Source organism: Zhongshania aliphaticivorans, assembly GCF_902705875.1.
Classification (GTDB): Bacteria; Pseudomonadota; Gammaproteobacteria; order Pseudomonadales; family Spongiibacteraceae; genus Spongiibacter; species Spongiibacter aliphaticivorans_A.
Genome location: NZ_CACSIK010000001.1, coordinates 1,778,269 through 1,797,676 on the forward strand (window position 1 = coordinate 1,778,269; position 19,408 = coordinate 1,797,676).

Genomic DNA, 19,408 nt, shown 5'->3' on the forward strand with positions numbered 1-19,408 from the left:
ATATATCTTTTTTTCTGATCGGTCTGGCACTTAGTGTATATGGCCGTGTTAGCAAGACGTGACTAGGAAGCGATTTTCTTTTGCCTAAATCGACCAAAAAACCAGCGGCTAATAACCGCGAAATTTTACATTTGCGGCTACGTGAAGGCTTGCTTATCGGCTTTGTTGCCGTTTGTATTTACATTTTTGTCTCACTAATAAGCTATAGCGGCTCTGATCCCGGTTGGTCAAGAACGGGAAGTGGTGACGGAGTCGTCAATGCGGGTGGTCCGGTAGGGGCTTGGTTAGCTGATGTGTTTTTTGCCTTATTTGGATATATGGCGTATTTATTTCCAAGCATGCTGGCATTCAGAGCTTGGCGCTTGTTTAAATCCCGTTATCGCCCAGTGGGATTTGATTCCTTAGTTTTTTCACTTCGGGTTATTGGGTTAATTCTCGTGATGATATCGAGCACGGGACTGGCAACCAATGGTGATTATGGAAATAGTGGCTTACCCTTTGGCGCCGGCGGGGTATTAGGGGATGCAATTGGTCACGCTACCTTGGCGTCTTTCAATGAGTTTGGTAGCCGCCTGATACTCATAGCAATATTACTATTTGGGCTAACCGTTTTTACGGACTTATCGTGGATAAAATTAATGGACTCAGTTGGTGCTATCACGCTGAGCCTTTATGAACGTGCAGGTGAGGCTTGGTACCATTATCGCCAAGCGAGGGCCGAACGCCGAAAAGCAGCACTGGCTGCAAAAGAGCGTCATGAAGCGTTTACCACTAAAACTGAAATCCAAAAGACGCGAGTGCCGCCGCAAATCGCGCCGCCGCCAAAACCAATTGCAAAATCGTCGCGACCTGAAAAAGAGCGTCAAACATCGCTATTTGATGGCCCCGTCACCGGTACATTGCCATCGTTAAGCTTGCTAGATAAAGCCGTACACAACCCAGAGCGCGGATTTTCTCCTGAAACACTGGAGGCCATGTCTCGATTACTCGAAATTAAACTACTCGATTTTGGTGTGTCAGCAAAAGTTGTCGCTGTCTTTCCCGGCCCGGTCATTACTCGTTTCGAGCTTGAACCAGATGCGGGCGTCAAAGTAAGCAAAATTTCTAATTTAGTAAAAGATCTGGCGCGGTCCCTGGCCGTAGTCAGTGTGCGGGTTGTCGAAGTTATTCCCGGTAAACCCTATGTGGGCATTGAAATCCCAAATGAAGACAGGGAGATTGTGAACTTCCATGATGTTTTATCTTCAGAAGTTTTTGACTCCAGCAAATCGCCATTAACGCTGGCGCTGGGTCACGACATTTCCGGCGAGCCGGTGTGTGCTGACCTTGGTAAAATGCCACACTTGTTAGTTGCCGGTACCACGGGTTCGGGTAAATCGGTTGGCGTGAACGCCATGCTTATCAGCTTATTATATAAATCGACACCTGAAGAGGTTCGGTTAATGCTGGTTGATCCAAAAATGCTTGAATTGTCGGTATATGACGGTATTCCGCATTTATTAACGCCTGTTATCACCGACATGAAAGATGCGGCCAATGGTTTGAGGTGGTGTGTTGCAGAGATGGAGCGGCGCTACCAATTAATGTCAAAAATGGGGGTTAGGAATCTCGCCGGCTTCAATCGTAAAGTTAAAGACGCAATTCAAGCTGGCGAGCCCTTAAAAGATCCACTTTGGAAGCCGGAAGAACATTATCAAGCAGGCTTGGAAGAAGCTCAGCCACCTGACTTAGAAGTACTTCCTTCAATTGTTGTGGTCATTGATGAATTTGCCGACATGATGATGATCGTCGGGAAAAAGGTAGAGGAACTCATTGCCCGTATTGCCCAAAAAGCACGTGCTGCCGGCATTCATTTATTGCTCGCGACGCAACGGCCTTCAGTGGATGTCATCACTGGGTTGATAAAAGCTAACGTGCCCACCCGTATCGGCTTTCAGGTTTCCTCAAAAATAGATTCACGAACCATTCTTGATCAAGGTGGCGCGGAACAACTGCTAGGCCACGGCGATATGCTTTACCTGCCTCCTGGAGCAGGAATACCCATACGGGTTCATGGTGCATTTGTGTCTGACGAAGAAGTGCACAGAGTGGTAGCCGATTGGAAGCGTCGCGGAGACCCGCAATATATCGACGGTCTGCTAGAAGAGGGCAGCACGACTGATGCGATGCCAGGCATGGCCCCAGAAGGTGGGGATAATGGTGAGGGAGACGCCTTGTATGACGAGGCAGTACAATATGTGACGGAAAGTCGACGCGCCTCTATCTCATCAGTTCAACGAAAATTGCGGATAGGCTATAATCGCGCAGCACGATTAATTGAAACAATGGAAGCAGCTGGTGTCGTAACTGAAATGGCCAGTAATGGAAGTAGAGAAGTACTGGCGCCACCGCCACGTGATTAGAAGTGAAAACTATGCGTCAATTGTTTGTTTTTTTGTGCTTATCATTGCTCCAGCTCCCTGTTTTTGCAGAGGGTGATGTTGCGCAACTACACCTTCATCTCTCAGGTGCTCAAAGTCTCAGTGCTAATTTTGTTCAACAGGTCCGTGATACTGATGGTAACCTTTTGCAGGAAAGCAAAGGCACAATTGCCTTAAAGCGCCCCAACAATATTCGCTGGGAAAGTCTCGAACCATTTCGCTATTTGCTGGTAAGTAATGGACAAACGGTGTGGCGCTACGACGCTGATCTAGAACAGTTGAATACCGAAGAATTTAACTCTCTTATGTCGCAGACACCGGCAATGATTATTGGCGCGTCAATAGATGAGCTTGCCGCTGACTACTCCGTTACCGTGGTTAAATCTGATAATAGCCGAGAATTTATTTTAATACCCAAGCAACAAGGCGCTTTTTTGGAGATGCGGCTTTTATTCAGCATGGGCAAATTTACGGGCATGCGCTTAGTAGATACCTTAGAACAAACCACTCAAATTGATTTTATTAAACCAAAATACAATATCGAATTTGATGAGAAAACCTTTGAATTTAACCAAGAAAACGAGGCGGCAGCGCGTTGAGTGATTCTGTCTCTGCAGTGCCCTTGGCCGCGAGAATGCGGCCACAAGCCCTAGAGCATTACCTTGGCCAAGATCATTTATTGGGGAAAGACCAGCCTTTGCGTAGAGCTTTAGACTCTGGTCAGCTCCATTCAATGATTTTTTGGGGACCACCAGGAGTGGGTAAAACAACCCTAGCGCAATTAATAGCCCAACTTTGTGACGCTCATTTTATCAATATTTCGGCGGTACTTGCCGGTGTAAAAGATATTCGATCTGCAGTAGAAGAAGCTAAAAAACAGCAGTTTTTCCAGCGGAGAACAATACTATTTATCGATGAGGTGCATCGTTTTAATAAGGCCCAACAGGACGCGTTTTTGCCTTACGTGGAAGACGGTACGGTTATCTTTGTGGGTGCAACCACTGAAAACCCATCCTTTGAAATCAATAATGCCTTATTGTCTCGTGCTCGGGTTTACCAATTAAACGCTCTCACCGATGAATCGCTATTTCATATTATTCAGCATGCATCTGATCGTCAGGGCTGGATAATTTCTCCTGAGCAAATCAAACGTATTGCCGCACACGCGGATGGAGATGCTCGGCGTGCACTGAACCTCATTGAGCTTGCCGGTGATATGGTTGACGAGCAATCTGAGTTGACGGCAGGGATCATAAACTTAGTTCTAAACGGCCAACCACGGCGATTTGATAAGGGTGGCGATCTGTTTTACGAGCAGATTTCAGCATTACATAAATCTGTCCGTGGTAGCTCTGCAGATGGTGCCTTGTACTGGTTTTGCCGCATGTTAGACGGTGGTTGTGAGCCGCTCTACATAGCAAGGCGTCTTGTCCGCATGGCGAGTGAAGATATCGGTAATGCCGATCCTAGAGCGCTGCGGCTTTGCCTAGATGCTTGGGAAACCCAAGAGCGATTAGGTAGCCCAGAGGGTGAACTGGCGATGGCACAAGCCGTGTGTTATCTGGCAGCGGCACCTAAAAGCAATGCGGTATACACAGCGTATAATGCCATTCGACGTGATATTGCCTCGTCACCTAGCTATGACGTTCCAATGCATTTACGAAATGCACCCACTGGAATGATGAAGGAACAAGGTTTTGGCGAGGGCTACCGTTATGCCCACGATGAAGTAGATGCTTACGCTGCTGGAGAAAATTATCTACCCGAAGAACTTAAAGATAAGGTCTACTACCAACCGGTAGAGCGTGGTTTAGAGAAAAAAATTGCTGAAAAGCTTAGGTACCTACGGCAGAGAGACATTGAAGCACCGTTTATACGCTATCGTTAATTCAAATGCGTTAGAATAGCAGTATCTTAAATCGGAGGTAGCCACGTGCATATCTATTTGCTAATAGCCTTAGGTGGAGCCGGTGGCGCCTTGAGCCGATATGGGATTGGTCGCGCTGTAAATGTCTATTTGGCACAAATTCACTGGCCGCTCGCTACCTTTTTGGTTAACTTCATTGGCTCATTCACCATAGGTGCGGTTTATGTATTGATCACAGAAAAATCAAGCCTACACACAGATTGGCGGTATGTTTTAATGGTGGGTTTTTTGGGTGCATTTACCACTTTTTCTACCTTTTCTTTAGAGTCAGTGGCGCTACTAGAGGCGGGGAAAGTCGTGAGCGCCGCAGTGTATATGTCAGGCACGCTTGCCTGTTGCGTCCTTGCTTGTTGGCTGGGAATGATAGCGACCCGATAAATTTTTTTATAAATTCAGTTGGTTGGAGAAATATTTTAATGTTAGATATAAAGCAGGTCCGGCTAGACCCACATGCAGTTGCCGGCGCGCTGAATAAAAAATACTACCGTTTTGATGTGGCAGAATTTGAAGCGCTGGACGCCTTGCGAAAAAAAGCTGATATCAGCAGCCAAAACCTCTTAGCAGAGCGAAAAAAAGCCTCTAAACAAATTGGTGAATTAATCAAATCAGGCCTCAATATTGACGAAGCGAAAGCCCAAGTAAATGAGAGCTTAGCGAAAATTGAAGCCGATTTAGAAGCCCTAAAACAACAGGCCAAAGAGACCAATGACGCACTAGATAACTTGCTGATGGCGGTACCTAATTTGCCAGCGAACGAGGTGCCAGAAGGTAAAGATGAATCTAACAATATCGAAGTACTGCGCTGGGGGCAGCCTCGCCAATTTGATTTTGAAATAAAAGATCACGTTGATGTTGGCGGTACATTGGGTGGATTAGACTTTGATGTTGCCGCTAAGATTACCGGCAGCCGCTTTGCGGTGATGCGTGGAGGTTTGGCGCGCTTACATCGAGCGTTAATTCAACTAATGCTTGATACCCACACTCGTGAACATGGTTATCAAGAAGTATATGTGCCCTATATGGTGAATGCAGATTCATTACGGGGTACAGGACAGCTACCAAAATTTGAGGCCGACCTTTTCAAACTGCAGGGAGACTCAGAGTACTATCTAATCCCAACGGCTGAGGTGCCGGTCACTAATTTATACCGCGATACCATTGTAGATGGAGCAGAGCTCGATAAAGGCCTTCGCTTTACCTGCCATACACCATGTTTTCGTAGTGAAGCCGGCAGTTATGGACGCGATACTCGAGGGATGATTCGTCAACATCAATTTGAAAAAGTCGAGTTAGTACAGTTTGTAAAACCAGATGAATCTGATGCCGCATTAGACACACTAACCGGTCATGCTGAAGCGATACTCCAAAAATTAGACCTGCCTTATCGTAAAGTGATTTTATGTGGTGGTGATCTCGGTTTCTCAGCACGTAAAACCTATGATTTAGAAGTCTGGCTTCCAGGGCAAAGTGCTTACCGAGAGATTTCTTCCTGCAGTAATTTTGGTGATTTTCAGGCGCGTAGAATGATGGCTCGCTGGCGAAACCCCGAATCAGGCAAACCTGAACTACTTCATACTCTAAATGGCTCAGGATTAGCGGTGGGACGTACATTGGTTGCTATCCTAGAAAATTATCAGCAAGCCGATGGTTCACTGACCATTCCCAGTGTTTTACAGGGCTATATGGGCGGCATAGAGAAAATCCTTCCGGGAGAGCTCTGATCTAATGGATTTCCTGCCACTCTTTACTGACATCCGTAATAAGCCCTGCTTGTTAATTGGCGGTGGAGCAGTTGCTCTGCGTAAAGCTCGGTTACTCTCTAAAGCCGGCGCTCAATTGCGAATTGTGGCTCACGACATCATGCCAGAGTTGTCCACACTGTGTTTAAACGCAGGAGGGGAGTGCATAAGCGGTGATTACGGTGATCATCTCTTAGATGACGCTTTTCTAGTCATTGCGGCAACCGATGATCTCGCTCTTAACCGTCGAGTTTCCGACACCTGTCATAAACGTCACATTCCGGTGAATGTGGTAGATAACCCGGAACTGTGTAGTGTTATCCTGCCGGCGATAATAGATCGCTCACCACTTGTTGTGGCGGTGAGTAGTGGCGGAAAAAGCCCTGTTTTAGCCCGCATGATGCGATCCCGTTTAGAGGCGACAATTCCCGCGTCATATGGTCGCTTGGCCCATTTGGTTGGCCAGTTTCGTGACAAAGTAAAAGCCCGTTTTTCCGATATAGAAGATAGACGCCATTTTTGGGAAAACGCCTTGCAGGGGCCCGTTGCTGAAATGGTGTTTGCGGGTAATGACAAAGCAGCAGCCAAAATGCTGGAAGATGTCATTAAAAAAGGCGCGATCGATAACAAGGGCGAGGTATACCTAATAGGGGCAGGGCCTGGCGACCCAGACCTTATGACCTTTAAAGCACTGCGCTTACTACAACGTGCCGACGTAGTCTTGTATGACCGTTTAGTGGCACCGGCCATTGTCGATTTATGTCGAAAAGATGCTGATCGAGTCTATGTTGGTAAAGCGAGGGCGGAGCACGCTGTTCCACAGCAAGACATAAATATGTTGTTGGTTAAATACGCCCAAGAAGGAAAAAAAGTGGCGCGTTTAAAGGGCGGAGATCCCTTTATATTTGGCCGCGGCGGTGAAGAAATAGAAAAACTAGCGGAACACAGAATTCCTTTTCAGGTGGTTCCCGGTATCACTGCTGCCGCTGGTTGCGCTAGTTATGCAGGTATTCCTCTCACTCATCGAGATCACGCACAATCTGTCAGGTTTGTGACGGGGCACCTCAAAGATCACAGTATTAATCTACCTTGGCAAGAGCTCGTAAGGCCAGCCCAAACCGTGGTTTTTTATATGGGCTTAGTTGGACTACCCAGTATCTGTGAAAAACTGATTGAATTTGGTCGCTCTCCTGAAACCCCTATTGCGGTAATTCAACAGGGGACAACACCCGATCAAAAAGTGGTTGTTGCAACCTTGTCTACCATGGTTGAAAAATTACAACACGAACCCGTTCGTGCCCCCACTCTGATTATTGTTGGGGAAGTGGTTACTTTGCGAGAAAAGCTCGCCTGGTACGAAAAATATGATTTAGCCTCAGCTAATCTATAAATACGAAACTGAGGATAAGGAACAAAAGGGTGAAGCAGTGAGCGAAACAATCTACGATCTATTTGTTATTGGCGCGGGTTCCGGTGGCGTGCGTGCGGCAAGAATGTCAGCAGGGTTTGGTGCTAAGGTCGCCATTGCTGAGTCCCGTTATTTAGGCGGTACCTGTGTGAACGTTGGCTGCGTGCCAAAGAAATTGTTTAGTTACGCAGCACACTATGGTGAAGATTTCAGTGATGCAAAAGGTTTTGGCTGGGATAGCAGCGTATCAGCACTGGATTGGCCACGCCTTCGTGACAATAAAACTAAGGAAATTGAACGCTTAAACGGTATCTACGGCAGATTACTAACTAACGCTGGGGTAGACCTGATTAACGGTCACGCGAGTATTGTTGATGCTACGACGGTGGCTATCGATGGCGTTCATTATAAGGCCAAGCGTATTCTTATTGCCGTAGGAGGCTGGCCCTTCATTCCAAATATACCCGGTCGCGAACTTGCCATAAGCTCCAACGAATTATTCTACCTAGACACACTGCCCAAACATGCCGTGGTGGTTGGCGGCGGTTATATAGCGACCGAGTTTGCAGGAATACTTCATGGTCTGGGTGTAAATGTTGAGCAGATCTACCGTAAAGACCTGTTTCTACGAGGCTTTGATACCGAAATAAGAGCGCAATTAGCCGACGAAATGACAGCAAAAGGCGTAAAACTTCGTTTTAATGAGAATGTCACCGCCATTGCAGAACAAGATGGTCAGTTCTTGGTAAGCCTTGAAAGTGGTGAAACACTTCTTACCGATAAAGTGTTGTATGCAACTGGTCGTAAACCATTGCTTGAAGGGCTTGGCCTAGAGAACACCGAGGTGCAATTAAATGACAAAGGTTACATTGCAGTAGATCAAGGGTTTCAAACTAGCGAACCCTCAATTTACGCAGTGGGTGACGTTATTGGTGGTATGGAATTAACACCTGTGGCACTAGCCGAAGGTATGAATCTCGCCCGAAGATTGTTCAAAGACGATCAACGTATTCTTGATTACAACTATATACCAACAGCTATTTTTTCATCGCCCAATCTCGCTACGGTAGGTCTAAGTGAAGAAGAGGCCCGTGAGCGCTACGATAATATTTCCGTGTTTACATCTCGGTTTTCTCACCTAAAACATACTCTCAGCGGCAATCAAACCAAGACGTTTCTAAAGCTAATTGTGGATAACGAAACGGATAAAGTCATTGGCGCCCATATGATGGGAGATGACTCCGGCGAAATTATTCAAGGTCTAGCTGTCGCGATTAAAGCTGGCGCGACTAAAGCCGATTTTGATTCAACCATTGGGATACACCCAACGGTTGCGGAAGAATTTGTCACCATGCGGGAGGCGAGTCGTTAAGAGCGACCTTGTCGCGTCTTAACGAAAGCACTTGAGTACTAGGGACGTCTAGCAAAACGCTCCGGCGAGAAATAAGGTAGGGCATCAACTAAGATATGACTCGCCTCTATGAGAAGTGGGTCGGTGTCTTTCTCTTCGTCCTTTTCCTCATCATCACTTTTAGCGTCGGTATCCACGCTGTCGTCATTCATTGCAATATCATCGTCTGAATCTTCCTCGAGCGCTTCTAGAGGCTCTTCGCCTTTAGCGACTCGGCGACGATTTTCCATTGCTAGCTGGTGTACCTTCTGTGCGTCACGCTCTTTTTTCCTGAGGTCTATATTGAGCGATAAATGTGTTTTATCTCGCATCTCCTCAATGACGGATATCTGTTCCTGCAAAAATTGGAACTCTGGGTCTTTTGCAATTCGTTTACTGTGCTTTCGCTGTAATGTGTCGATACCCGATTTTAAGTCGAAATAATAGCGATGATTCACTCTGGGAATACGATCCCAATGCAGAGCATTATCTAAAACACTTTCACCGATATCATCTAGGTTATAGAGAGGCGGGAAAGCGATGTCGGGAATGACGCCACGATTTTGCGTACTGTCACCAGAGACCCTATAAAATTTTGACTCGGTAAGTTTCAATTGGCCATGGCCTAAGGCATTTACAGACTGCACTGTGCCTTTTCCAAACGACTGGGTACCTATGACTAAACCGCGCTGATAATCTTGTATGGCACCGGCAAAAATTTCAGAGGCAGAGGCGCTCATTCGGTTTATTAATACGGCAAGCGGACCAGTATAATAGGGCGAGCTCCGACGTTTTCCCTCTCGGATTACCCTAGCATTTGACTGCCTAATTTGAACGGTCGGGCCAGATTCAATAAACAAACCCACCATCCCATTTGCCTCGGCTAATGAGCCGCCACCATTGTCGCGCAAATCTATGATGATGCCTTCCGCACCTTCACTAAGCAGTTCGCCCATAATACGGTGAACATCACGCGTGGTGCTACGAAATTCGGTATCGCCGTTGCGGTAGGCTTCAAAGTCGAGATAGAAAGTAGGTACATCAATAATGCCAACTTGGTGTGCCTCGCCGTCGCTGTCCGTAAGCTCAATGATTTCGCCCTTAGCACTTTGATCTTCCAGCTTGACCTCATTGCGTTCGATCATAATTTCACGACGGGTTTCATCACTTTTGGCAGTAGCAGGAATCACTTCCAAGCGGACAAATGAGCCAGCAGGCCCGCGAATTAAATCCACAACATCATCCAAGCGCCAACCTACAACATCTTGCATCTCGCCTTTTTTGTCTTGCCCTACGCCTATAATCTTATCGGCGGGTTGTAATTGCCCCTGCTTATCAGCAGGGCCAGCTGCTACCAAGCGAACAACCTTTGTGTAGTCGTCTTCCATTTGTAAGACAGCGCCAATACCTTCTAACTTGAGGCTCATATTAATTTGGAAGTTTTCAGAAATACGGGGTGAAAAATAATCCGTATGGGGGTCATATAGTGATGCAAATGCATTGGCATAGATTTGAAACGCATCTTCTGCTTCTAACTGGGTACTACGCTTTATTTGGTTTTTAAATCGTTTAGTGAGTAATTCAACAATAGCGTCATCATCCTTACCCGCAAGCCTTAGTCCTAAAACACGATTCTTTATCTGTTTACGCCAAATTTCATCGGCTTCGGACTTACTTGCAGGCCAATCTGCCTCTGTGCGATCTAGCTCAATATCTTCTTTAACAGTAAAATCCATTGCGCTAACACGCTGTGCAAGGGTGTCCAAGGTGTTTTGCATTCGAGCTACCATACGTTCGCGATAGCGATTGAAAACCAGAAACCCCGTGCTCACATCAGACTTTTTCAGCTCGTCGTCTAATTGCGTGCGATATTTTTGAAACTCGGCAATATCACTTTTAAGTAAGAACAGACGATTTGGATCCAAGTCATCAAGGAAAGCATCCAATAACTTTGCCGATAATTCATCATTTAACGAAAGCTTGACATAGTGGCGACTGTTAAGCTGGTCTACCATGTCGTGAATTGCCGTTTTATGGGTTTTCTCAGGCACTAAAGCCTTGAATTCTGCGCTGGCAAAGGCATTAAGATTGAATACTGACAATACCAGTGCGAAAAGAAGTACTCTGGTAATTTTGCCGTAGTAAAGCGGAGTTATCATTAACATTGGATAAAACATCTCAAGGTCTAGGTGAACGTTACTATGTTACACCGCCAAGGCATCGAATGCAGGCTTGGCGAAAGCGTGATTAAAGTCTAGTTGGCTATTAGCCTTATGGCTCTTGTTAAATTAACACTAATGAGGCGTATTTTTTTCAATTTGAACATATTCCTAACCAATTTCCCGCGCTACACTCAATATATACGCTAATTTATAAGTGAGATGGAGCAATATACGTGAGTAAAAACCCGAAACTTGCCGCAGTAGAGCAATATATCAAAGCATTAACAACGCACGATATGGTGGCTATTGCTAACTTGTATGCTGATGATGCAACCATAGAAGATCCCGTAGGCTCGGACATCATTAACGGCAAGGACGCTATTATACGATTCTACGAAGTCGCATTTAGTTCCGGGATTTCTGCCAGGCTTGATGGCGCAGTAAGAATTTGCGCAAATCACGCGGTATTTCCATTTATTGTAGAATTAAACCCCGGCAATGGTGAAATGCGGATAGAAGTCATTGATCAGTTCACATTTAATGATGACCACAAAGTGGTTTCTATGAAAGCATTTTGGGGCGAACAAAATATAACAACGCCTTAAATGATAGCGCACTCGCTACTTATACTTGAATTGTTAAAAACAACAGACTTGCTTAACACTACGTGATTTTTCAGACACTCATTCTCAAAATAAACAGAAAGTGTCACAGTGCGCATTAATAGGATCAAACTACGGTTTTTATTGCGTACTACAGCGGCATTCCCATAATATTAAGCCAAATGTAATCTCTGCTCACATCTCCGTTGCAGAAATACACACCAAATAATTCTAGTAATGGTAAAAGGTAGCCAATAATGATCCCGATGATGAACTCCCAGCTAACAATCACCTCGTTAATGAAGCACGCAGAACAAATCAATGGCGCTGTAGAGGTTGTGTCTGTTACAGCAGACAATCCGCGACACAGATATACCTATCGCGATGCCTTTGCTCGAGTGCGTCAGCTAGCAAATGCCTTATCTGCAATAGGTTTAGAACAGGGTGATACCGTTGCTACTTTTGCATGGAATGACTACCGACATTTGGAAATATACTATGCGGTATCCTGCAGTGGTATGGTTTGTCACACAATCAATCCACGCTTATTCCCAGAGCAAATTGAATACATTGTTAATCATGGTCGCGATAAGTGGATATTCGTTGATTTGACCATGGTGCCGCTTCTAGAGTCATTGCACCACGTTATGCCTGAAGTAAAAGGCTTTGTGGTAATGACTGATCAAGCACACATGCCCGATACTAGCTTGCCCAATGCTCATTGCTATGAGGCTTTAATTGCGGAACACACTGCTGAGTTTGAATGGCCTGACCTAGATGAAAACACGCCATCAGCTCTATGCTATACCTCTGGAACAACCGGCAACCCAAAAGGGGTGATGTACACCCATCGTTCAACCTTACTCCACTGTTATGCAAGCATAGCACCTGATGTGTTTGGTCTGTCAGTCACTGATGTTGCACTTCCTATTGTTCCTATGTTTCACGTAAATGGCTGGGGCTTAGTCTATTCAGCACCGATGACAGGCGCGAAACTGGTTATGCCTGGTCCCAAAATGGGATGTGGTGAAACACTTTGTACACTCATTAATGAAGAAAAAATCACTGTCTCGGCTGGCGTGCCAACGGTCTGGCTGGCATTGTTGGATTACCTGAAAAAATCTGGCAGCACCATAGAGTCTCTCAACCGCTTAACCGTGGGCGGAGCAGCTTGCCCCTTTGTTATTTACGATGATTTCCGTACAAAATACGGTGTAGATGTACAGCAAGGTTGGGGAATGACAGAAATGAACCCCCTAGGCACGTTTAACGGTAATGCTCCGGAAACGGTTAGCGCATTACCTGCCGACCAATACGACAAAATGCGCCTAAAACAAGGTCGACCTGTTTTCGGCGTAGAAATGAAAATAGTTGATGCTGATAACAAAGCCTTACCTTGGGATGGTATTAGTGCCGGCGCGGTCAAAGTGCGTGGTCCATGGATCATTAATGAATACTATAATTATGATGGCCAAACCCTTGACGATGATGGTTGGTTTGAAACTGGCGATGTAGCTTGTATTGATGAATACGGCTATATGCAGATTACCGATAGGGTTAAAGACGTCATAAAATCAGGCGGTGAATGGATTAGCTCTATCGAGCTAGAGAACTGCGCCGTTAACCATCCTAAAGTAGCTGAAGCTGCAGTAGTCGGTATGCCACACCCTACTTGGAGTGAAAGACCATTACTCCTAGTTATCTTACAGGAAGGCGAGAGCCTGACCCGTGAAGAAATGTTGGGGTGGTTCGAAGGCAAGGTTGCTAAATGGTGGATACCTGAAGAATGCTTATTTGTAGACACCTTACCCCACACCGCAACCGGTAAATTGAGCAAGAAAGACATTCGAGCTCAGTATGCTGACTTCAGCTGGCCCAGCTGATCTTGGCAGAGTATTTGACGATATAAATTTGTATAAATGAGATAGCAATAAATGATGGACTTTAAAGCGCTGCTTGGCAGCGTTACCCCGTCGGGACGTGATAATGAATATACGGCTCAATTAGACGAATCATGGCTTCAAGGACGGACGGCGTTTGGCGGTTTAAGCGCCGCCCTAATTGTAAAAGCCATGTTATTCCAAGTCCCCGCGGATAGACGCTTACGTTCACTGTCAGTGATGTTTGTAGGCCCAGTCCCTGCAGGTGAGCACCGCATAGTGATTCGAGAATTACGAGTAGGGGGCTCAGTAACCCATATTCAAGGTGAAATTCTTTGTAATAACGAAGTGGGGGCTACTGTCAGTGCTGCATTTGGTAAGGATCGCCCATCAGCGGTGTCTCTAGCTGGGCCGACAATGCCGACGGGAATTACTCCTCCAGATGACTGTTTTGTCTTCCCCTATATACAGGGGATCACACCAGAATTCACACGACATTTTGACATGCGATTAATCAGTGGCAAGCTACCTTTTAGCCAAGCTGAGTCTGCTGATTTTTCCATGTGGTTAGCATTCAAAGAAAGCGGGGAAATTGATATTCCAGTGTTAATTGCCTTAGCTGATGTACCACCGATGCCCGGTTTAAACATGATAAAACCACCTGGCATGGGGAGTTCATTAAGTTGGTATTTGGAATTCCCATCCGCGTTACCAAAAGCCGACATGTCCGATTGGTTCTTTTATGATTACCGCAGTGATGCCGCGGGAGTTGGCTATTTTCATAATTATGCAACGATGTGGGCAGCCAATGGCAAACCGCTAATATTTAGCCGCCAAGTTGCCACCGTATTTGAGAAGTAATTTCTGGTGTTGAAGGTATTTATCATGCTCTCAAGAAATAGCTCTGATCTTTTGGGCCTAGTGAAATAGCTGTGGCTATCGACTTAAGTCCATTCATCGATAACACCGCTCGCTTACCCTCTATTCCAAAGGTAGTTGGCAAGATCGTTGATCTTGCTCGATGCGGTGATGTTGATATTCCCAACTTGGCATCACTCATTTCCAGTGATCCTGCACTCGCAGCCAAAACACTTCAGTTTGCAAATTCACCCATGTATGGCAGCGAGCATAAAATTGAGAACCTGCGGCGAGCGGTTGTGTTGTTAGGTTTGGATACCACGGTCAACCTCGCTCTTAGCTTTTCATTGTCATCGTCACTCAAAGAGCAAACCCAGTCTGGATTACATTACCCTTTGTTTTGGCGGCGATCATTTTTAGCCGCAGCGGCAGCAAAAAAATTAGGTCAAATAATAGGCGAGCGCGGATTAGAAGAATTATTTATAGCTGGGCTACTTCAAGATATTGGCATGATTGCCATAGACCGAATAAAGCCCGATTTTTATACTGAGCTACGCAGTGACCAAGTATTTCATCAACGTGTTAGAGAGTACGAAATTGAGCGACTTGGTGGTGATCATGCAGAATCTGGGGCGTGGCTTTGCAAGCACTGGGAGCTTGCAGACAGAACAACCCAGGCCATTGCGAACAGTCACCGCCCAGGTAGATTATCACAAACCGTTGGGGACCAATTTATCCGTTGTGTATGTGTTTCAGGGGTGGCGGCAGACTATATAATTTTAGGTGAGTCAGCGGATGCACGTAAACAATTGTATCTACAAGCGCAGAGAATCCTGAGCCTTAGTGCTGATAAAGTAGATGGTTTAATCGTCTATTTGCGTGACAAAATCCCCGAAATGGAAGCCTTATTCGATGTGAAACTAACAGAAAGTAGCAGCCAATCTGAGCTATTAGAAAAAGCCAATGAAACCCTGGCAGAATTAAACCTACAAAAACTTACTCGCAACCGAAACAAAGATGGTGAAAGCAATAAGGTCGACAATGAATCCCGATTTGATCCAGAGTCAGGAGCTTTTTCCCGAGAGTTTATCAAACATTACCTGCCCGACGCATTTGCATTAGCAAACCGTTCTGGGCGTGTTTTAAGCCTCATATTTGTTGATATACGTAATATGGCGATGATCCATAAGCGCCTAGGCAAGGACGTCGTTAGTTACCTTACTGAAGTGTCCAAACTCCTAAAAGGGATGCTACGCGCTGGCGATATGGTGTTTAGATACAGTGATAATCAGTTTTTAATTTTGCTTCACGATGCGATGCCCGTCGATGCGAACACCGTTTCGCAACGACTCTCAAAGGCCGTTGTGGAGTTCGAGGTACACCATAAAAAAGGCACAATAATAGCCGATGTTGCCTGTGGTGTGGCTACTCACGACCACTCATCAGCATTAACGACGTCAGACGAGTGGCTCAATGAAGCGTATTCAAATTTAGCTGACAACTAAGTTTTCTTGCTAAAATAAGTCGCTATCAGTACCAACACGTAATGCCAAATACCCAACTTAGCGCCTCATTTTTTAAACCGTCGTTCTGTCGATACTCGGCGGTTTTACCTATTTTCTTGTCATAATTAACGCCAATATAGGGAGCAAATTCTCGTCGTATTTCATAACGTAATCTGAGGCCGGCTTCTAGGTTTGATAAACCGCTTCCTGTTCGGCTTTCGCTATCATTACGGCCATATAGGTTTAGCTCTAATGATGGCGATAGTATTAGCTTTTGAGTGATAAGTAAGTCGTACTCTGTATCCACTCGAAAAGCTGTCTCGCCATCTTTGCCAATATAAAACGTTAACGAGGTGTCAAAAAAATACGGCGCTAAACCCTGTAGTCCAACCGCAAACCAATGACGATTTTTAGTAGGTTTATCATCGCTTCGCCAACCAGCATGGATATCCCAAAATGGGCTTACAGCGCGACTGAGCGTGAGCTGAAACTCACTATTTTCAATATTGCCACGATGTAACTCACCCTCCGTTTTAAACCACAACTTGTGTAAATCTTTACCAACCCATGCAGATGCCTTCCAGTTAGTACTATTATTTTCATCCTCATTTTGTCGCTCCAGCTGATCTAGTGTTAGTAAGCTAACAAGTGGATCTGCATCAGGATGGCTGAAGACCGTGTGTGAAGCTGAAATTAGCCCAATAAAACCAATATACTGTGTTAGTTTTGTCTTCATGAGGATAACCCACCATCTATGATGTGAACTTCTCGCATCATGCTGGGCATATGGTAGAGAAGGTGGCAGTGATAGGCCCAGCGTCCTAGCGCATCAGCGGTAACTAAATAACTAATTTTTGAACCTGGTTGAACGAGAATTGTATGTTTTTTGGGAATAAATAAAGGATCACCAGTTTCAAGCTCACTCCATACCCCATGAAGATGAATCGGGTGCGTCATCATTGAATCATTCACCAACACGACTCGAATGCGTTCGCCATATTTAAATATGAGTGGTTCTGCATCGGCAAAGGATTGGCCATTAATTGACCACATATAGCGTGCCATATTCCCAGTTAGATGAAGTTGAATTTCACGCTCTGGGTCACGAAGGTCAGTTGTTTTGTATAAATTTTTTAAATCAGAATATCGCAATACTCGACGCCCATAGCGCGACATATGTTTACGCAAACCTATGCCCGGATCATGAATGCCATCTGCAGGAGATACTGCGCGCATATCGACATGAGGCCCTCGCTCAGTATTGCTATGAATAATTTCATCGCGGCTACCCATACCTGCAGGGGCGATTAAGCTTCCTCCAAGATGATTTTCATGATGTTGATGCTTGGTATGAGTGCGGTTCATGGCCGGCATATCATGGCCGCTGTGGTCGATATTTTCTAAAGCTGATGAAGCATTTGACGAAGAGGGTAGATGGTTTGCCATGCCCATATCTCGGTGGCTTAGTAGCGGGGCAGGGTCCATCTTTGGAATTTCAGCTTGCCATTCAGGGTTGGGGCTCAATGTACCTTGGCAAAAGCCACCACGATCTATACTTTGAGCAAAAACACAGTAGGCACTGTCATCACTCGGTGTCACGATGACATCATAGGTTTCAGCTACACCAATGCGAAATTCATCAACACTAATGGGTTCAATATTTTGGCCATCAGCCGCGACGACTATCATCGTCAAACCCGGAATTCGCACGTCAAAAATAGTCATCGCAGCACTATTTATGAATCTTAGGCGTATTTTTTCACCACGCTTAAATACACCATTCCAACCTTGCTCCGGTGTATTACCATTCATTAAATAGGTATAAGCATAAGCGGTTACATCAGAGATATCGGATTGACTCATACGCATGTTGTTCCACATCCGCCGTTCAGCCCAACTGTTAGCAACACCTTTCTCTTTAATATCTCGCCATATATCACTTGCCGTGCGCTGATTAAAATTATAATAATCGCTACGTTTTTTTAACGTTTTGAATATTTTCTCTGGACTTTTATCTGACCAGTCCGAAAGTTGTATTACATAGTCGCGGTCATAACTCACTGGATCAGGATTTGCCGGCTCAATAATAATTGCGCCATATACACCAGTTTGTTCTTGAAACCCTGAATGGCTGTGATACCAATAGCTGCCATTTTGCTTTACTAGAAATGTATAATCGAAATACTCACCGGGTTTAATACCATCAAAACTTAAACCTGGTACACCATCCATCCCGCTAGGTAAAATTAGCCCGTGCCAATGTATAGAGCTATCATGATGTAGGTGGTTATATACCCGCACAGAAACAGTTTCGCCTTCTTTCCAGCGCAAAATAGGGCCAGGTACACTGCCATTAACGGTGGTCGCAATAGCTTGTTGTCCCGTAAAGTTTACAGATGCGTAGCCAATAGTTAACTCAAAATGATTGCCGCTAAGAACCTCTGGTTGTTTTGAAGCTGCTGATTTTGTTTGAGCAAAACTAAGCGGGCTGCCACCTATTGTTAAAAATGCACCCGCACTAACTGCACCTTGCACAAAATGACGGCGCGTTATTTTATCGTCAAAGACGGTGGCTAAATTTGATTTGATTTTCATATAAACATCCAAATAACTTTACTAAGCTAATTAGCATAGTTATTAACGAAAAGTTGAATTGCGATTGAGTTACCACGAAAAACATGGTGATACATCAAAATACTAGACGGATTTATCCCGTGTTAGCTCAAAATAGGAGGGCGGAATGGAGTTGCTATAAGACTTAATATAAACGGGGTACTACCTTGGGGCAGAAGTTGAATTTGGGTATATATTACGGCAGAGGACGATGCCAATAATAAGCCCACTCCCATGCAATGACTTTGACAGCAATCCTTGCTATCGCAGAACGTCATTGTGGAGTCTCCATTAAGATGACGGTCATTAGCCTGACAATTATTCTTCAAATTAGCTGAATGTTTATCAATATGATGTTGTTCAAGTACATCGTGTGGTGGCGAATCACGCTTGGGCAAGAAATCAATCTCCGCAAAAGCGAAATTACTGATAAGAGCCAGTAAAACGCAATATACGATTGATTTAATCAGTTTGTGTGTCATTTTGACGCTAATTCTTTGCGGCCGGTATTATTCTCTAAACCGGTTAAAATAGGGCAGTCTGCACGATTATCACCATGGCAGCTTGATGCTAACTCCGAGAGTAAATCACGCATAGCGGTGAGTTCATGTATTTTAGCATTTAGCTCCTCAATATGTGTCAAAGCCAATGCTTTAACATCTGCACTTGCACGGTCTCGGTCACCCCACAATGAGAGTAGCTGCTCAATTTGAGCCAGTGAAAAACCGAGGGATCGTGCACTTTTTATAAAACAAAGGCTGTGAATATCGTTTTCCGAGAATTGACGATAGCCCGCTTCTGTACGGACGGCCGCTTTGATTAGGCCCAATGACTCGTAGTGACGAATCATCTTTACAGATATGCCACTCGCTTTTGCCGCTTCACCAATATTCATATTACCTCC

At 45.1% G+C, this 19,408-nt stretch carries 15 protein-coding genes; 11 read left to right on the forward strand and 4 right to left on the reverse strand.

Annotated elements, in window-relative coordinates:
- Window positions 1-80: 80 nt before the first annotated feature.
- Genes AELLOGFF_RS08100 through gorA form a run of 7 tightly spaced genes read left to right on the forward strand, consistent with a single transcriptional unit; the run spans window position 81 to window position 8,866 of the window.
- Window positions 81-2,402 (forward strand): DNA translocase FtsK, encoded by a 2,322-nt coding sequence (locus tag AELLOGFF_RS08100; protein ID WP_159268282.1) that lies wholly within the window; start codon window positions 81-83, stop codon window positions 2,400-2,402.
- Between the two features lie 11 nt (window positions 2,403-2,413).
- Window positions 2,414-3,019, forward strand: a complete 606-nt coding sequence (lolA, locus tag AELLOGFF_RS08105; RefSeq protein ID WP_159268283.1) for an outer membrane lipoprotein chaperone LolA — start codon at window positions 2,414-2,416, stop codon at window positions 3,017-3,019.
- Between the two features lie 35 nt (window positions 3,020-3,054).
- On the forward strand, window positions 3,055-4,308 hold the full coding sequence (locus AELLOGFF_RS08110; protein ID WP_159269322.1) for a replication-associated recombination protein A: 1,254 nt from the start codon (window positions 3,055-3,057) through the stop codon (window positions 4,306-4,308).
- A 45-nt stretch (window positions 4,309-4,353) separates the two neighbouring features.
- Entirely contained in the window at window positions 4,354-4,725 is a 372-nt protein-coding gene (gene crcB, locus AELLOGFF_RS08115; protein WP_159268284.1) for a fluoride efflux transporter CrcB, read from the forward strand.
- 38 nt (window positions 4,726-4,763) lie between these two features.
- Entirely contained in the window at window positions 4,764-6,068 is a 1,305-nt protein-coding gene (gene serS / locus AELLOGFF_RS08120; RefSeq protein WP_159268285.1) for a serine--tRNA ligase, read from the forward strand.
- Between the two features lie 4 nt (window positions 6,069-6,072).
- On the forward strand, window positions 6,073-7,476 hold the full coding sequence (gene cysG / locus AELLOGFF_RS08125) for a siroheme synthase CysG (protein ID WP_159268286.1): 1,404 nt from the start codon (window positions 6,073-6,075) through the stop codon (window positions 7,474-7,476).
- A gap of 37 nt (window positions 7,477-7,513) precedes the next feature.
- Window positions 7,514-8,866, forward strand: coding sequence for a glutathione-disulfide reductase (gene gorA / locus AELLOGFF_RS08130; RefSeq protein ID WP_159268287.1), 1,353 nt, complete (start codon window positions 7,514-7,516; stop codon window positions 8,864-8,866).
- Window positions 8,867-8,904: 38 nt separating this feature from the next.
- Here the strand turns inward: gorA and AELLOGFF_RS08135 are convergent, their stop codons facing one another.
- On the reverse strand, window positions 8,905-11,049 hold the full coding sequence (locus AELLOGFF_RS08135; protein ID WP_235036456.1) for a carboxy terminal-processing peptidase: 2,145 nt from the start codon (window positions 11,047-11,049) through the stop codon (window positions 8,905-8,907).
- Between the two features lie 230 nt (window positions 11,050-11,279).
- Here AELLOGFF_RS08135 and AELLOGFF_RS08140 point away from each other — a divergent pair, with 230 nt between their 5' ends.
- From AELLOGFF_RS08140 to AELLOGFF_RS08155, 4 genes are all read left to right on the forward strand, one after another.
- Window positions 11,280-11,651 (forward strand): nuclear transport factor 2 family protein, encoded by a 372-nt coding sequence (locus AELLOGFF_RS08140; RefSeq protein WP_235035615.1) that lies wholly within the window; start codon window positions 11,280-11,282, stop codon window positions 11,649-11,651.
- A 254-nt stretch (window positions 11,652-11,905) separates the two neighbouring features.
- Complete coding sequence (locus AELLOGFF_RS08145; protein WP_419183917.1) at window positions 11,906-13,531, forward strand: long-chain-fatty-acid--CoA ligase; 1,626 nt, start codon at window positions 11,906-11,908, stop codon at window positions 13,529-13,531.
- Between the two features lie 51 nt (window positions 13,532-13,582).
- Window positions 13,583-14,389 (forward strand): acyl-CoA thioesterase, encoded by an 807-nt coding sequence (locus AELLOGFF_RS08150; protein ID WP_159268288.1) that lies wholly within the window; start codon window positions 13,583-13,585, stop codon window positions 14,387-14,389.
- A gap of 71 nt (window positions 14,390-14,460) precedes the next feature.
- Window positions 14,461-15,891 carry an HDOD domain-containing protein gene (locus tag AELLOGFF_RS08155; RefSeq protein WP_159268289.1) on the forward strand — a complete coding sequence of 477 codons (1,431 nt, stop codon included), beginning with the start codon at window positions 14,461-14,463 and terminating at the stop codon, window positions 15,889-15,891.
- 25 nt (window positions 15,892-15,916) lie between these two features.
- Here AELLOGFF_RS08155 and AELLOGFF_RS08160 read toward each other — a convergent pair whose 3' ends face one another.
- From AELLOGFF_RS08160 to cueR, 3 genes are all read right to left on the reverse strand, one after another.
- Complete coding sequence (locus tag AELLOGFF_RS08160; RefSeq protein WP_159268290.1) at window positions 15,917-16,627, reverse strand: copper resistance protein B; 711 nt, start codon at window positions 16,625-16,627, stop codon at window positions 15,917-15,919.
- Window positions 16,624-18,486 (reverse strand): copper resistance system multicopper oxidase, encoded by a 1,863-nt coding sequence (locus tag AELLOGFF_RS08165; RefSeq protein WP_159268291.1) that lies wholly within the window; start codon window positions 18,484-18,486, stop codon window positions 16,624-16,626. Before AELLOGFF_RS08165 ends, AELLOGFF_RS08160 begins: the two co-directional genes overlap by 4 nt.
- Window positions 18,487-18,982: 496 nt before the next feature.
- The gene (gene cueR, locus AELLOGFF_RS08170) at window positions 18,983-19,399 is read right to left on the reverse strand and encodes a Cu(I)-responsive transcriptional regulator (protein ID WP_159268292.1); all 417 of its coding nucleotides are present in this window, start codon (window positions 19,397-19,399) and stop codon (window positions 18,983-18,985) included.
- Between the last annotated feature and the right edge of the window lie 9 nt (window positions 19,400-19,408).

Bases quoted from the DNA above. Each gene is read 5' to 3' on its own strand.
- AELLOGFF_RS08160 (WP_159268290.1), bottom strand. From the start codon at position 16,627: ATGAAGACAAAACTAACACAGTATATTGGTTTTATTGGGCTAATTTCA.
- AELLOGFF_RS08110 (WP_159269322.1), top strand. From the start codon at position 3,055: ATGCGGCCACAAGCCCTAGAGCATTACCTTGGCCAAGATCATTTATTG.
- AELLOGFF_RS08145 (WP_419183917.1), top strand. From the start codon at position 11,906: ATGATCCCGATGATGAACTCCCAGCTAACAATCACCTCGTTAATGAAG.
- lolA (WP_159268283.1), top strand. From the start codon at position 2,414: ATGCGTCAATTGTTTGTTTTTTTGTGCTTATCATTGCTCCAGCTCCCT.
- serS (WP_159268285.1), top strand. From the start codon at position 4,764: ATGTTAGATATAAAGCAGGTCCGGCTAGACCCACATGCAGTTGCCGGC.
- AELLOGFF_RS08150 (WP_159268288.1), top strand. From the start codon at position 13,583: ATGATGGACTTTAAAGCGCTGCTTGGCAGCGTTACCCCGTCGGGACGT.
- AELLOGFF_RS08135 (WP_235036456.1), bottom strand. From the start codon at position 11,049: ATGTTAATGATAACTCCGCTTTACTACGGCAAAATTACCAGAGTACTT.
- cysG (WP_159268286.1), top strand. From the start codon at position 6,073: ATGGATTTCCTGCCACTCTTTACTGACATCCGTAATAAGCCCTGCTTG.
- cueR (WP_159268292.1), bottom strand. From the start codon at position 19,399: ATGAATATTGGTGAAGCGGCAAAAGCGAGTGGCATATCTGTAAAGATG.
- AELLOGFF_RS08165 (WP_159268291.1), bottom strand. From the start codon at position 18,486: ATGAAAATCAAATCAAATTTAGCCACCGTCTTTGACGATAAAATAACG.